Raw genomic sequence first — 13,439 nt, 5'->3', positions numbered from 1 at the left:
CGGGGGGCGGGAGTTGAACCGCGCGCGCCGCATGGACACGTACTTCGTACGTGTCGTGCTTCACAGAATCGCCAGAAACGGAACTATTCGCTTCGCCCATAGGTCCCCACTACGTACAAGCAGGCGGAGAAGGGCGAACAGAGGCTGTACATGGGTGAGAAGCCGGATACCGGGACGAAACTGGACGAAAAGCGGCTCGATCTGAGCGTGCCCCAGGTCGCGGGCAGCGCGCTGGCGGCGGTCGCGGCGGCCGTGCTCGCCTCCCAGCTCGGTGTCTACGGGACGATCCTCGGCGCCGGAGTGGTGAGCGTCGTGGCCACCTGCGGCGGCACCGTCTTCCAGCACCTGTTCCGCCGCACCGGCGAGCAGCTGCGGGACGCCACCGTCCAGGGCAGGTCCGTCGGGCGCGAGCGCCCGGGGCTGCCCGCGTACGAGGAGGTCCGGCAGGGCGAGTTCGGCGCGGCCACCGTCCACGGCTCCCGGCTGCGCGGCTGGAAGCGCTCCGCGCTCGGCGCGGCCGTGGTCTTCGCGGTGGCCATGGGCGGCATCACCGCGTACGAACTGGCCTCCGGCGGCGAGCTCGGCGGCGGCAAGGGCGGCACCACCTTCGGCTCGGTCGTCAGCGGTACCGGCGGCGGCCGGGGCGGCGGCTCCTTTGAGAAGGACTCCGAGCCCGAGCGGCAGGACCGGCGCACCCCCGCCGGGGACACCGACGGCGGCCCCTCCGGCTCCCCGGACCCCGGGCGGGGCGGCGACGGCACGTCCGCCACCGGCGGCACCTCGGGGCCGGGCGGCACGACCCCCGCCCCCACGCCGTCCCCCTCCACCGGCTCCGGCGGCGGCACCGGCTCCTCGGGCGGCACCACGCCCCCGCCGTCCTCGTCCCCGCCCGCCACCGGCGGGACGTCTCCCGGACCCGGCCCGTCCGCCCCGGACACCGGCCGGACGGCGGGCTCGGGGCAGACCCCGCCCGCCGGATAGGGCGTCAGTCGCCGAGGACCCGGCGCAGATAGGCGTTGGCGAAGAGCCGGTCGGGGTCGAGGCGGTCGCGCAGGGCGGTGAACTCGCCGAAGCGCGGATACGCCTCGGCGAAGTACTCGGCGTCGCGCGTGTGCACCTTGCCCCAGTGCGGCCGGCCCTGGTGCGCCGTCATGATCCGCTCCACGGCGGTGAAGTACGCCTGGTACGGCGTGCCCCGGTACATGTGCACCGCGATGTACGCGGTGTCCCGCCCCGAGGCGGTGGAGAGCGCGATGTCGTCGGCCGGGGCCGTGCGCACCTCGACCGGGAAGCTCACCCGCAGGTTCGACCGGTCCACCAGCGCCCGCACTTCGCGCAGCGCCTCCACCACGGCCTCGCGCGGCAGGGCGTACTCCATCTCGACGAACCGCACCCGGCGCGGACTTGTGAAGACCTTGTACGGAATGTCGGTGTACGTACGGGCGGAGAGGGCCCGGCTGGACACCTTGGCGATCGCGGGGATCGTCGCGGGGACGGCCCGGCCCAGCGAACAGACGACCTGGAAGAGGCCGTTGGACATGAACTCGTCCTCGATCCAGCCGCTCACCCGGCCGGGCGGGGCGGCGGGACCGGCGCTGCGGTTGTTGCGCTTGGTGTTGCAGTTGCCGGTGTGCGGGAACCAGTAGAACTCGAAGTGCTCGTTCTCGGTGAAGAGCGCCTCGAACTCCGAGGCGACCCGGTCGAAGGGCATCGGCTCCTCGCGCGCGGTGAGCAGGAACTCCGGCTCCACCGCGAAGGTGATCGCGGAGACCACCCCGAGCGCGCCGAGCCCGATGCGGGCGGCGGCGAAGACCTCCGGGTTCTCCTTCGGCGAGCAGGTCAGGACCGAACCGTCGGCGGTGACCAGCTCCAGCGCGACGATCTGGGCGGCTATGGAGGCCGAGTCGCGGCCGGTGCCGTGGGTGCCGGTCGAGGTGGCCCCGGCGACCGTCTGCTCCATGATGTCGCCCATGTTGGTGAGCGAGAGCCCCTCGCGCGCCAGGACCGCGTTCAGCCGCTTCAGCGGTGTGCCCGCCTCCACGGTCACGGTCATCGCCGTACGGTCGATCTCCCGGATGCCGGTGAGCAGATCGGGCCGGATCAGCACCCCGTCGGTGGCGGCGGCCGTGGTGAAGGAGTGGCCGGTGCCGACCGCCTTCACCGTCAGCCCGTCCTCGGCGGCCCGGCGCACGGCGGCGGCCAGTTCGGCCGTGGAGGCCGGGGACTCCTCCCGGGCCGGCCGCGCCGTCACGTTCCCCGCCCAGTTACGCCACGTGCTGCTGTTCGCTCCGCTCATCTGCTCCGAGCCCCTCCCGCCCAGGCGCCGGCGTGCTCAGCCGGCGGTACCCCAGGAACGCCACCGCGGCCGCGAGCGCTCCCGACAGGACGGGCACCAGGTACCCCGAGCGCGCGCCCGAGGCGTCCACCACCCAGCCGGCGGCCGACGATCCGAGCGCCACGCCCACCGCGAGCCCGGTGCTGGTCCAGGTGATGCCCTCGGTGAGCTTGCTGCGCGGTACGTGCTGTTCGACGAGGGCCATCGTCGTGACCATCGTCGGCGCGATGGAAAGGCCCGCGACAAAGAGCGCCACGGCCAGGAACGGCAGGCTCCCGGCCAGTTGGAGCGGGATCATACTCACCGCCATCGCACACACGCCCACCAGCCACCTCTTCGACGGGGCGCCCTTGAGGCGGAGCAGTCCGAACACGGCGCCCGCCAGGCACGAGCCCAGCGCGTAGACGGCGAGCACCAGACTGGCCGCCGCCTTGTGGCCGCGCTCGTCGGCGAAGGCCACCGTCACCACGTCCACCGCGCCGAAGATCGCGCCGGTGGCGACGAAGGTGGCCACCAGGACCTGGAGGCCCCGGGAGCGCAGCGCGGTGCCGCCGGTGTGGTGCTCGCGCGGGTGCGGGACCGGCTCGGTGGCGCGCTGGGCGGTCAGCCAGAAGACGCCGGCCAGCAGGAACCCGCCCGCCATCAGCGGCCCCGCCTCCGGGAACCAGGCCGTGGAGAGCCCGATCGAGAGGATCGGCCCGGCGATGAAGACCAGCTCGTCGACGATCGACTCCCAGGAGTACGCCGCGTGCAGGCTCCGGCTGTCGCCCTGGTAGAGCGCGGCCCAGCGGGCCCGGACCATCGCGCCCACGCTGGGCACGCAGCCACTGGCCGCGGCGAACACGAACAGCGTCCAGTCGGGCGCGCCCTGCTGGGCGCAGACGAGCAGTCCGCCCACGGAGGCGGCCCCGGCGAGGGTGGCGGGCCGGGTCACCCGGCGCTGTCCGTACCGGTCGACCAGCCGCGAGATGTAGGGCCCGAGCACGGCGGCGGACATCGCCAGGGTCGCCGAGAGCGCTCCGGCCAGCCCGTAGCGGCCGGTGAGCTGGGAGATCATGGTGACGATGCCGATGCCGAGCATGGCCAGCGGCATCCGGCCGAGCAGCCCCGCCGCGGAGAACTGTCGGGTGCCGGGGGCGGCGAATATCGCGCGGTAGGGACTGGGCATGGGGCGCTCCGGCTTCGGGCTCAAGCGGTGCGCGGCCCGGCGCCGCGCACTTAACGTCTAAAGCGTACGGTGTTGAAGTTACGCGGGGACGCGCCCCGGACGCACGGGGTTTTCCCGCCGCTCCCGTATCCGGTTTCCCGCCGCCCCGGTCGGCGGCGGCGGATGGCAGGATCGGTGTCATGTCCGATCTGCGCGATCAAGCTCCCGGAGCGGCCCCCGAAGCGGCTCCCTACGACGCCCTGCTGCTGCTCTCCTTCGGCGGCCCCGAAGGCCCCGACGACGTGGTCCCGTTCCTGGAGAACGTGACGCGCGGCCGGGGCATCCCCCGGGAGCGCCTCAAGGAGGTGGGGCAGCACTACTTCCTGTTCGGCGGGGTGAGCCCCATCAACGAGCAGAACCGAGCCCTCCTCGACGCCCTGCGCAAGGACTTCGCGGAGCACGGCCTGGACCTCCCGGTGCACTGGGGCAACCGGAACTGGGCGCCGTACCTGACCGACACCCTGCGCGAGATGGCGCTGGCCGGCCACCGCCGCATCGCCGTCCTGACCACCAGCGCGTACGCGTCGTACTCGGGCTGCCGCCAGTACCGCGAGAACCTGGCGGACGCGCTGGCGGCGCTGGAGGCCGAGGGCATCGAGCCGCCCCGGGTGGACAAGCTGCGGCACTACTTCAACCACCCCGGCTTCGTGCGCCCCATGGTCGACGGCGTCCTCGCCGCGCTCGCCGCGCTGCCCGAGGAGGTCCGCGCGGGCGCCCACCTGGCGTTCACCACGCACTCCATCCCCGACGCCTCCGCCGACACCTCCGGCCCGGCCGAGGAGCACGGCGAGGGCGGCGCCTATGTGCGCGAGCACCTGGACGTGGCCCGGCTGATCGCCGACGCGGTGCGCGCGGAGACCGGCGCCGAGCGGCCCTGGCGGCTCGTCTACCAGTCCCGCTCCGGCGCCCCGCACATCCCGTGGCTGGAGCCGGACATCTGCGACCACCTGGAAGCGCTGCACGCCGGGGGCGCGCCCGCCGTGGTGATGGTCCCCATCGGCTTCGTCTCGGACCACATGGAGGTCCTGTACGACCTGGACACCGAGGCCACCGCCAAGGCCGCCGAACTCGGCCTGCCCGTCGCCCGCTCGGCCACCGTCGGCGCCGACCCGCGCTTCGCCGCCGCCGTGCGCGAGCTGGTCCTGGAGCGGGCCGCGAGCGAGCGCGGCGCGGCCGTCGAGCGGTGCGCCCTGGGCGCGCTCGGCCCCTCTCACGACCTGTGCCCGGTCGGCTGCTGCCCGGCCCGCGCCCCCCGGCCCGCCGCGGCCGGCGCCGACAGCCCGTACGCGTAAGGAGCGAGCATGACCGACCCCGACCGCACCGCCGAGAACGCCGAGCTCCTCGCGCTCGCCCTGGAGGCCGCCCGCCGGGCCGGAGCGCTGCTGCGCGACGGGCGCCCGGACGACCTGGCGGTCGCCGCCACCAAGACGAGCCCCATCGACGTCGTCACCGAGATGGACATCGCCGCCGAGAAGCTGATCACCGGCTTCCTCGCCGAGCACCGCCCCGACGACGGCTTCCTCGGCGAGGAGGGCGCCTCCAGCGAGGGCACCAGCGGGGTGCGCTGGGTCATCGACCCGCTCGACGGCACCGTCAACTATCTGTACGGGCTGCCCACCTGGGCCGTCTCCATCGCCGCCGAGCGCGACGGGGAGCGGGTCGCGGGCGTGGTCGAGGCGCCGATGCGCGGCGAGACCTACCGCGCGGTGCTCGGCGGCGGCGCCTTCCTCGGCGAGCGGCGGCTGCGCTGCCGCCCGGCCGCCCCCCTGGAGCAGTCCCTGCTCGGCACCGGCTTCGCCTACGTCCAGTCGGTCCGGGCCCACCAGGCGGCCGTCGCCCAGCGGCTCATCCCGCGCTTCCGGGACATCCGGCGCGGCGGCTCGGCGGCGATCGACCTGTGCGACGTGGCGGCCGGCCGGCTCGACGCGTACTACGAGCGCGGGCTCAACCCCTGGGACCTGGCGGCCGGCGACCTCATCGCGCGCGAGGCGGGCGCCCTGACCGGCGGCCGTCCCGGCGAGCCGGCCTCCCGGGAGCTGACGGTCGCGGCCACCCCGGAGCTGTTCGGCCCGCTCCAGGAGCTCCTGGAGGAGCACGGCGCCTGGCACGACTGAGCGGTCGGCGCCGGGCCCGCACCCCGCACGGCACGGACCCCCGGCGCCGCCATCGAGGCGGCGCCGGGGGTCCGTGTTCCGTTCGGATCAGCGTGCTGTGAGCGCCACCTCGACGCCGTGTTCGGCGGCGAGGCGATGGAGATCGTCCAGCTCGGCCTGCTCGACCTCCGCGAGGAAGTCGTCTCCGGTCTCTCGGGCCCGCGTGAGGTCCGACTCCGTGGCCCTTATGCGCTGCAGAAGCCCTGCGGTGAATGCGTCCATGGGTGCGCCCCCTCGTCATGGGTCGGTGGCACGGGGGTGTGCCGACGGTGGGTCACGATCACACGCAGCAGGCAGTGGCAAGCCACATACAGGGCGTGATCGCGGGTGTGCAGTCGTCCTCCCCCCGCCCGGTCCGGCAGAAACCTCAACTCGCCCGGGAATCCCGCCAATTCCCGAACTCCCCGGGAAGGCGCAGGTCGGGCGGTGACTGTGCGACGGCACCGTCTTACCGCCGGTTTATGGCCGTAAGGGGCAGGATGGAAGCTCACAGTCACTGTCGCAGTGGCCCAAGAAGCCGCCCGTAAGGGCTTGAGAACGCCCCGGCGGGCCACGGTCCGCCTCCGGGGCCAAGCGGCCCGCGAGGGCTCACAGGAAGGACAAGCGCCGTGCGCGTACTCGTCGTCGAGGACGAGCAGCTGCTCGCCGATGCGGTGGCCACCGGACTGCGCCGGGAGGCGATGGCCGTCGACGTCGTGTACGACGGCGCCGCCGCCCTGGAGCGCATCGGGGTCAACGACTACGACGTGGTGGTGCTCGACCGGGACCTCCCGCTGGTCCACGGCGACGACGTCTGCCGCAAGATCGTCGAACTGGGGATGCCCACCCGGGTGCTGATGCTGACCGCCTCCGGCGACGTCAGCGACCGCGTCGAGGGCCTGGAGATCGGCGCCGACGACTATCTGCCCAAGCCGTTCGCGTTCAGCGAGCTCACCGCGCGCGTACGTGCGCTGGGGCGGCGCACGACCGTGCCGCTGCCGCCGATCCTGGAGCGCGCGGGCATCAAGCTCGACCCCAACCGCCGGGAGATCTTCCGGGACGGCAAGGAGATCCAGCTGGCCCCGAAGGAGTTCGCGGTCCTCGAAGTGCTGATGCGCAGCGAGGGCGCGGTCGTCTCGGCCGAGCAGCTTCTGGAGAAGGCGTGGGACGAGAACACCGACCCGTTCACCAACGTGGTGCGCGTGACGGTCATGACGCTGCGCCGCAAGCTCGGCGAGCCGCCGGTCATCGTCACGGTGCCGGGCTCGGGATACCGGATCTGAGAGCGATGAGCGCTTCCCCCACGACCCCGGCCGCCCCGGCCCCGCCGGCCGCGCCGCCGAAGCCGACCTGGACCCCCCGGGGCGCCGAGCCGCCCTTCCCCTGGGTGCGGCCGACCATCCGGATACGGCTGACGCTGCTCTACGGCGGCATGTTCATGATCGCGGGCATCCTGCTGCTGTCGATCATCTACCTGCTGGCCGCCTCCGCGCTCCGGCACGGCAGCGACCCGCCGTTCAAGCTCCTCGGCGGGCAGAACGTGACGGTCTCCAGCGGCGGCTGCCAGGTGCCGAGCCCGGGCACGCCCCAGGAGTTCAACGAGGCGATCGGCCGGTGCATGCAGCAGCAGCGCCAGCACGCGCTGGACAGCCTGCTGACCCGCTCGCTGATGGCGCTGGTCGGCCTCAGCGTCATCGCCTTCGCCTTCGGCTACGCGATGGCGGGCCGGGTCCTGTCGCCGCTGGGCCGGATCACCCGTACCGCCCGCCGGGTGGCCGGGACCGACCTGAGTCGGCGGATCGAGCTGGACGGCCCGGACGACGAGCTCAAGGAGCTCTCGGACACCTTCGACGACATGCTGGACCGCCTTGAGCGGGCCTTCACGGCCCAGCAGCGGTTCGTCGCCAACGCCTCGCACGAGCTGCGGACCCCGTTGGCGATCAACCGCACGCTCCTGGAGGTCCATCTCTCCGACCCGGGCGCCCCCATAGAGCTCCAGCAGCTGGGCAAGACGCTGCTGGCCACCAACGAGCGCAGCGAGCAGCTGGTCGAGGGCCTGCTGCTGCTCGCCCGCAGCGAGAACGAGATCGTCGACCGCAAGCCCGTGGACCTGGCCGAGGTCGCCTCGCGCGCCATCGAGCAGGCCCGCGGCGAGGCCGACGCCAAGGCGGTGGAGATCCGCGGCGAGCGGGCCTCCGCGGTGGTGCAGGGCAACGGTGTGCTCCTGGAGCGGATCGCCCTGAACCTGGTCCAGAACGCGGTGCGCTACAACGTGCCGCAGGACGGCTGGGTCTCGGTCACCACGGAGCTCAGGGACGGCCAGGCGGTGCTGCTGGTGTCGAACACGGGACCAGTGGTTCCCGCGTACGAGATCGACAACCTCTTCGAGCCGTTCAGGAGGCTGCGCACGGAGCGGACGGGCAGCGACAAGGGCGTCGGGCTCGGCCTGTCCATCGCGCGATCCGTCGCGCGGGCCCACGGAGGCCGTATCATCGCGGAGCCCCGCGAGGGCGGCGGCCTCGTGATGCGTGTCACCCTGCCCGTCTGAGATGCTTTTCGATGCCGTCCGGAAGTTCGCTTTGAGCGGAATTTTCGGGACCCGTCCCGAAGATATTCGTGTGTGATCAATCACAGGGGCAAATTTCCGGCCATCTACTCTCCGTGATCAAGGCAACCGCCGGAAAACCGGGAAAAGTCCGGGTTTTCGGGGGGCGAGATCACGGGAAGTACACGGGGTGGCGCCCGTGAAGTGCGACATTCGGACCGTGTACGGTCCCGATCGCCATCCAAGACGATCACTCTTGAGGAGTGCGGCTGGGTGTCGATTGAGTAACAGACCTTGATGTGAGGCAAAATCTCCGCCTCGGGTCGGGCACAAGTCCGGCCTCTCACGCGTTACGTGCGCTGGAGACACCGCAACCACCCAGAGGGGGAGAGCGACATGGCAACGGACTACGACACCCCACGCAAGACCGATGACGACGTCGATTCCGACAGTCTCGAAGAACTGAAGGCCCGGCGGAACGACAAGTCCGCCTCGGCCGTCGACGTCGACGACTTCGAGGCCGCGGAGGGCATGGAACTGCCCGGCGCGGACCTTTCCAACGAAGAGCTCGCCGTTCGCGTCCTGCCCAAGCAGGCCGACGAGTTCACCTGCATGAGCTGCTTCCTCGTGCACCACCGCAGCCAGCTGGCCCGGGAGAAGAACGGCCAGCCGATCTGCCGCGACTGCGACTGATCGGGTACGCCCGTGAAAGGCGCGGAAGGCGCCGAACCGCCCCGGAAGCGACCGTTCCGGCGAAAGGGTGCCCCGGGTACGCCCGAGGCGTCACAGGGCGGCACAGGCCCGGCAGGGGGTGCTTGGGCACCCACCGAGCCGACCGCCCTCCCGGCGGAGAGTTCTGCCGACCACGCGCGTGAGGACGAGCGGGGCCGGCCGGCCTCGCTCGAAGCGGTACTGGACGACCAGGCGGGGCCCGCGGCCGGGGCCCGACGCCTGGACGCCCTGCGGAAGGCCGCCGCCGCCAAAGGCGTCCCGGCCCTCAAGAAGGGCGTCCGCAAGAGCGGTGCGAGTGCGAAGGCGGGGATCGGACATCTCGCCGACCGCGTCATCGAGATCGCTCCGCGCATTCCCGTCCGTGATCTCACGACCCTGCGCGGACAATTCCCGGGCCTGGGTCCGGAGGAAATCGCGGACAAGCTGATCGCGGGAGCGGCGAACGCCACGTCGGCGGTCGGCGCGGGCATCGGCGCCGCCGCGATGCTTCCCGTCCCCCCGGCCATGCCGGCCGAGCTGGCCGCGGAGATCACCGGGGTCGCGGCGATCGAACTGAAGCTGATCGCCGAGCTCCACGAGGTCTACGGGATGCGACCGCCCGGCAATCTCAAAGAGCGCTCCATGGCGTATCTGACGTCCTGGACCGAGGAGCGCGGCGTCCAGGTCACCAGGCCCGCGACCTTCAATGCCGCCCTCGGCGGTCAGATGAAGCGGGAGCTGCGCCAGCAGATCATGAAGCGCATGGTGCGCAATCTGCCGAACCTGACCCCGTTCATGGTCGGTGCGGCGGTGGGCGCGGTCATGAACCGGCGCGACACCAAGAAGGTGGCCGGGCACATCCGCGCGGACCTGCGCAAGCGCCAGGTGCCGTGGGAGGCCCTCACGGAGCTCGCCCCCCTGGAGCAGCCCGCCGATCCCCTGCGGCCGGGGGAGATCCCCAAGGAGCTCGGGCGCTGACGCGCCGCTTCCCGGCCGGCCCTTCGGCCGCGGCCCGTCCCGGGCCCGCCGCGCACTTGCGCGCGCCCCGCGTCGCGGTCCGGCGCGGCCCAGCCGCCACCGGCCGCGGCCCAGCCCCTACAGGCCCGCGCGCACGCCGTCCAGGGCCGCCTTCAGGGCCTTCGGGTCCCTCGTCGAGACGTAGACGTACGGGGTCGGGTCCTCGGGGTCGGTGATCTCGACCCGGACCGCCGTCGGGATGTAGCTGCGCAGCAGCATGAAGGCCCGCGGGTCGGCCTTGTGCAGGCGCCAGGCCCGGGCCTCCTCCGCGTCCAGCACCTCGGGTTCGCCCAGCGCCGTCACCGGGATCCGGGCGTCGCCCGCGACCAGGGTGTCCGCGACGACCCGGATCCGTACCGACCCGTACGAACTGACCGCCGTCGCCGCCAGCGCCGTGCCGCCGATGAGCCCCGCGAGCAGCGGCAGGCCGCCCAGCGGCAGCAGCATCAGCGCACAGGCGACCCCGACCAGGGCGGCGATCAGCCACCACGAGCGGGGCGCGGTGAGGCGTTCGGTGTACTGAGGGGCGTTCGGCTGCATGACAGCTAGCTTGGCACGGCGCGACCGGCGCCCGGGACCGCGGGTAAGGTCTGCGCCTGTGACTGCTAGATCCGCGTCCCTGACGCCCCCGGCCGACGCCGCGCCGCCGGTGCGGCACCCCGGCGCGCCCGCTCCCGGCGAGCTGCTCGGCGCGCACTACGAGCACTGCTTCGGGTGCGGCGACGGGCAGCCCCACGGACTGCACCTGGCGGCGCGGGCCGGCGAGGGCGTGACCGTCACCGCCGAGTTCACGGTGCGCCCGGCCCATCAGGGCGCCCCGGGCCTCGCGCACGGCGGGGTGCTGGCCACCGCGCTGGACGAGACGCTCGGCTCGCTGAACTGGCTGCTGCAGACGATCGCGGTGACCGGACGGCTGGAGACCGACTTCGTGCGGCCGGTGCCGGTGGACACCGTGCTGTTCCTGGAGGCCGAGGTCACCGCCGTCGCGGGCCGCAAGATCTACTCCTCGGCGACCGGGCGGATAGGCGGGCCCGACGGGCCGGTGGCGGTCCGGGCCGACGCCCTCTTCATCGAGGTGAAGGTCGACCACTTCATCGATAACGGCCGCCCCCAGGAGATCCAGGCCGTCATGTCCGACCCCGACCAGGTCAGGCGCGCACGCGCCTTCGAGGTGAACCCGTGAGCCGTAACCCCGTAGACGTACTCATCCGCCGGATCGACCCCGACGTGCCGATTCCGGCGTACGGTCACCCCGGTGACGCGGGGGCCGACCTCGTCACCACCGAGGCCGCCGAACTCGCCCCGGGGGAGCGGGCCGTGCTGCCCACCGGGGTGGGTATCGCCCTGCCCGACGGGTACGCGGCCTTTGTGCACCCCCGCTCCGGCCTGGCCGCACGCTGCGGTGTCGCCCTGGTGAATGCCCCGGGGACGGTGGATGCCGGGTACCGTGGGGAGATCAAGGTGATCGTGGTCAATCTCGACCCGCGCGAGACCGTGCGGTTCGAGCGATTCGACCGGATTGCCCAACTTGTCGTCCAGCAGGTCGAGAAGGTCCGCTTCCACGAGGTGGCGGAGCTTCCCGGTTCGGCGCGGGCCGAGGGGGGCTTCGGTTCCACCGGCGGTCATGCCGCCGTGGGCGGCACAACGGGTGGGAATCGATACGCTTCGGTCGTATCCGACCGGGAAGGACAGTGACGTGTTCGGACGTCGCAAGAAGAGCGGATCCGCCGAGGACGCGGCGGGCGAGGCCGAGCAGGTCGTCGACGGCATCGATGCCGATGGCGAATACGCCGAAGCCGACAGCGCCGACCAGGACGGGCCGCGCCGGGTGAACCTGCCGCCGGCCCCTCGGCCGGACGGTCCGTGGGACATCGAAGAGGTCGCCGAGCCCGGCGAGGGCCGGGTCGACCTGGGCGGCATCTTCGTCCCCGGGGTCGACGGCATGGAGCTGCGCGTCGAGGTCGCGGGCGACGCGATCGTCGCGGCGACCGTCGTGCTGCGCGACAGCGCCGTACAGCTGCAGGCGTTCGCCGCCCCCAAGAACGAGGGCATCTGGGGCGAGGTCCGCGAGGAGATCGCCTCCGGCATCACCCAGCAGGGCGGCGTCATCGACGAGGTCGAGGGCCCGCTGGGCTGGGAGCTGCGGGCGCAGGTGCCGGTCCAGCTCCCGGACGGGACCAACGGCGTCCAGCTGGTCCGCTTCGTGGGCGTGGACGGGCCGCGCTGGTTCCTGCGCGGTGTGATCTCCGGCCAGGGCGCGGTGCAGCCGCAGGCCGCGGGGCTGCTGGAGCAGATCTTCCAGGACACCGTCGTGGTGCGCGGCGAGGGCCCGATGGCCCCGCGCGACCCGATCGTCCTGAAGCTGCCGGACGACGCGCAGATGATGCCCGACGGCGTCCAGCAGGAGGAGCAGGAGGGCTCGCGCTTCTCCGGCGGCATGGGCCAGCTCCAGCGCGGCCCGGAGATCACCGAGGTCCGCTGACGCCCGGGACGTGACGCGCGGGTTCCGTCCGGCGCGTCCCCGTGATCCGCAGTGACGGGCCGCACCCTCGCCGGGGTGCGGCCCGTCGGCGTTCGCGGCGCCGACTTCCGCTGTCGACGGGATTGATCCGCCGCCGGACATTGCCCCCACGCGTGCCGCCTGCACATACTGGCGCCGACCGGCACACGACGTACGTAGCGGGGGTAACGGGCATGAGCGGGAGCACCAGCGAGCGCGGCGGGGTGGCCGTGGCCGAAGAGCCGGGCACCGGGCCCATGGTCCGCGTCGAGGACCTGCGCCGCTCCTACGGCGAGGGGGCCGCCGCCACGCACGCGCTGCGCGGGGTGTCCTTCGAGGTGCCGCGCGGTGAGCTCGTCGCCCTCAAGGGCCGGTCCGGCTCCGGCAAGACCACCCTGCTCAACCTGGTCGGCGGCCTCGACCGGCCCGACTCCGGCCGGATCACCGTCGACTCCACCGAGCTCACGGAGCTCGGCGAGGACGGCCGCCTCGCGCTGCGCCGCGACCGCATCGGCTTCATCTTCCAGTCCTTCGGACTGATCCCGATCCTGTCGGCCGCCGAGAACGTGGGCGTCCCGATGCGGCTGCGCAAGGCCGACCCGGCGGAGCGGGAGGCGCGGGTGGAACTGCTGCTCGGGCTGGTCGGGCTCGCCGACCACGCCGAACAGCGCCCCGGCGAGCTCTCCGGCGGCCAGCAGCAGCGGGTCGCCATCGCCCGCGCCCTCGCCAACCGGCCCGCCCTCTTGATCGCCGACGAGCCGACCGGCCAGCTGGACGCGCAGACCGGGCTCGCCGTGATGGAGCTGCTGCGCGCGGTCGTGCGCAGCGAGGGCGTCACCGCACTGGTCGCCACCCACGACCACCAGCTCCTCGGGCTCGCCGACCGCGTCCTGGAGCTCGCCGACGGGCGCATCATCGACCACGGCTGAGCGCCCGGCGCCCCTGTGCGGCAGCGCCCGCACCCAAGGGACGCCCGTGTGCGGCAGCGCCCG

15 protein-coding genes are annotated in these 13,439 nt (G+C 73.0%); 11 read left to right on the top strand and 4 right to left on the bottom strand.

What is annotated here, in order from left to right; all coding sequences use genetic code 11:
* Positions 1-150 precede the first annotated feature (150 nt).
* Positions 151-981: a hypothetical protein gene (locus AB5J87_RS08740; RefSeq protein WP_369375759.1), complete on the top strand. Its 831-nt coding sequence runs from the start codon at positions 151-153 to the stop codon at positions 979-981.
* Positions 982-985: 4 nt separating this feature from the next.
* Here AB5J87_RS08740 and AB5J87_RS08735 read toward each other — a convergent pair whose 3' ends face one another.
* Both AB5J87_RS08735 and AB5J87_RS08730 read right to left on the bottom strand, forming a co-directional pair.
* Positions 986-2,296: a D-arabinono-1,4-lactone oxidase gene (locus AB5J87_RS08735; protein ID WP_369375757.1), complete on the bottom strand. Its 1,311-nt coding sequence runs from the start codon at positions 2,294-2,296 to the stop codon at positions 986-988.
* Positions 2,265-3,503: an MFS transporter gene (locus tag AB5J87_RS08730; RefSeq protein ID WP_369375755.1), complete on the bottom strand. Its 1,239-nt coding sequence runs from the start codon at positions 3,501-3,503 to the stop codon at positions 2,265-2,267. The genes AB5J87_RS08735 and AB5J87_RS08730 overlap by 32 nt, the downstream gene beginning before the upstream one ends.
* A 179-nt stretch (positions 3,504-3,682) precedes the next feature.
* Between AB5J87_RS08730 and AB5J87_RS08725 the strand changes: the two genes are divergently transcribed.
* Together AB5J87_RS08725 and AB5J87_RS08720 are read left to right on the top strand one after the other, a co-directional pair.
* On the top strand, positions 3,683-4,834 hold the full coding sequence (locus tag AB5J87_RS08725; RefSeq protein ID WP_369375753.1) for a ferrochelatase: 1,152 nt from the start codon (positions 3,683-3,685) through the stop codon (positions 4,832-4,834).
* Positions 4,835-4,843: 9 nt separating this feature from the next.
* Complete coding sequence (locus AB5J87_RS08720; RefSeq protein WP_369375751.1) at positions 4,844-5,656, top strand: inositol monophosphatase family protein; 813 nt, start codon at positions 4,844-4,846, stop codon at positions 5,654-5,656.
* An 87-nt stretch (positions 5,657-5,743) separates the two neighbouring features.
* Here the strand turns inward: AB5J87_RS08720 and AB5J87_RS08715 are convergent, their stop codons facing one another.
* Positions 5,744-5,917: a hypothetical protein gene (locus AB5J87_RS08715; protein WP_369375749.1), complete on the bottom strand. Its 174-nt coding sequence runs from the start codon at positions 5,915-5,917 to the stop codon at positions 5,744-5,746.
* Positions 5,918-6,303: 386 nt separating this feature from the next.
* Here AB5J87_RS08715 and AB5J87_RS08710 point away from each other — a divergent pair, with 386 nt between their 5' ends.
* The 4 genes from AB5J87_RS08710 to AB5J87_RS08695 all read left to right on the top strand — a co-directional run bounded on the left by AB5J87_RS08710 (position 6,304) and on the right by AB5J87_RS08695 (position 9,908).
* Positions 6,304-6,957, top strand: coding sequence for a response regulator transcription factor (locus tag AB5J87_RS08710; protein WP_101390599.1), 654 nt, complete (start codon positions 6,304-6,306; stop codon positions 6,955-6,957).
* 5 nt (positions 6,958-6,962) lie between these two features.
* Positions 6,963-8,222: a sensor histidine kinase gene (locus tag AB5J87_RS08705; protein WP_369375746.1), complete on the top strand. Its 1,260-nt coding sequence runs from the start codon at positions 6,963-6,965 to the stop codon at positions 8,220-8,222.
* 393 nt (positions 8,223-8,615) lie between these two features.
* Positions 8,616-8,912, top strand: a complete 297-nt coding sequence (locus AB5J87_RS08700; RefSeq protein WP_067165176.1) for a DUF4193 domain-containing protein — start codon at positions 8,616-8,618, stop codon at positions 8,910-8,912.
* A gap of 12 nt (positions 8,913-8,924) precedes the next feature.
* A complete protein-coding gene (locus AB5J87_RS08695; RefSeq protein WP_369375744.1) occupies positions 8,925-9,908 on the top strand; it encodes a hypothetical protein in 984 nt (327 codons plus the stop codon).
* A 117-nt stretch (positions 9,909-10,025) separates the two neighbouring features.
* Here the strand turns inward: AB5J87_RS08695 and AB5J87_RS08690 are convergent, their stop codons facing one another.
* Entirely contained in the window at positions 10,026-10,487 is a 462-nt protein-coding gene (locus AB5J87_RS08690; protein ID WP_369375742.1) for a DUF3093 domain-containing protein, read from the bottom strand.
* 58 nt (positions 10,488-10,545) lie between these two features.
* Here AB5J87_RS08690 and AB5J87_RS08685 point away from each other — a divergent pair, with 58 nt between their 5' ends.
* From AB5J87_RS08685 to AB5J87_RS08670, 4 genes are all read left to right on the top strand, one after another.
* The gene (locus tag AB5J87_RS08685; protein ID WP_369375740.1) at positions 10,546-11,130 is read left to right on the top strand and encodes a PaaI family thioesterase; all 585 of its coding nucleotides are present in this window, start codon (positions 10,546-10,548) and stop codon (positions 11,128-11,130) included.
* Complete coding sequence (gene dut, locus AB5J87_RS08680) at positions 11,127-11,642, top strand: dUTP diphosphatase (RefSeq protein WP_369375738.1); 516 nt, start codon at positions 11,127-11,129, stop codon at positions 11,640-11,642. Before AB5J87_RS08685 ends, dut begins: the two co-directional genes overlap by 4 nt.
* A gap of 1 nt (position 11,643) precedes the next feature.
* Positions 11,644-12,429 (top strand): DUF3710 domain-containing protein, encoded by a 786-nt coding sequence (locus AB5J87_RS08675; RefSeq protein ID WP_369375736.1) that lies wholly within the window; start codon positions 11,644-11,646, stop codon positions 12,427-12,429.
* Between the two features lie 212 nt (positions 12,430-12,641).
* Positions 12,642-13,376, top strand: coding sequence for an ABC transporter ATP-binding protein (locus tag AB5J87_RS08670; RefSeq protein WP_369375734.1), 735 nt, complete (start codon positions 12,642-12,644; stop codon positions 13,374-13,376).
* Positions 13,377-13,439 lie beyond the last annotated feature (63 nt).

Origin of the sequence: Streptomyces sp. cg36, from assembly GCF_041080675.1 — a bacterium.
In the GTDB taxonomy this organism is placed as follows: Bacteria; Actinomycetota; Actinomycetes; order Streptomycetales; family Streptomycetaceae; genus Streptomyces.
This window is presented reverse-complemented; position numbering and strand designations above follow the sequence as displayed.

Bases quoted from the DNA above. Each gene is read 5' to 3' on its own strand.
- AB5J87_RS08740 (WP_369375759.1), top strand. From the start codon at position 151: ATGGGTGAGAAGCCGGATACCGGGACGAAACTGGACGAAAAGCGGCTC.
- AB5J87_RS08735 (WP_369375757.1), bottom strand. From the start codon at position 2,296: ATGAGCGGAGCGAACAGCAGCACGTGGCGTAACTGGGCGGGGAACGTG.
- AB5J87_RS08730 (WP_369375755.1), bottom strand. From the start codon at position 3,503: ATGCCCAGTCCCTACCGCGCGATATTCGCCGCCCCCGGCACCCGACAG.
- AB5J87_RS08725 (WP_369375753.1), top strand. From the start codon at position 3,683: ATGTCCGATCTGCGCGATCAAGCTCCCGGAGCGGCCCCCGAAGCGGCT.
- AB5J87_RS08720 (WP_369375751.1), top strand. From the start codon at position 4,844: ATGACCGACCCCGACCGCACCGCCGAGAACGCCGAGCTCCTCGCGCTC.
- AB5J87_RS08715 (WP_369375749.1), bottom strand. From the start codon at position 5,917: ATGGACGCATTCACCGCAGGGCTTCTGCAGCGCATAAGGGCCACGGAG.
- AB5J87_RS08705 (WP_369375746.1), top strand. From the start codon at position 6,963: ATGAGCGCTTCCCCCACGACCCCGGCCGCCCCGGCCCCGCCGGCCGCG.
- AB5J87_RS08700 (WP_067165176.1), top strand. From the start codon at position 8,616: ATGGCAACGGACTACGACACCCCACGCAAGACCGATGACGACGTCGAT.
- AB5J87_RS08690 (WP_369375742.1), bottom strand. From the start codon at position 10,487: ATGCAGCCGAACGCCCCTCAGTACACCGAACGCCTCACCGCGCCCCGC.
- AB5J87_RS08670 (WP_369375734.1), top strand. From the start codon at position 12,642: ATGAGCGGGAGCACCAGCGAGCGCGGCGGGGTGGCCGTGGCCGAAGAG.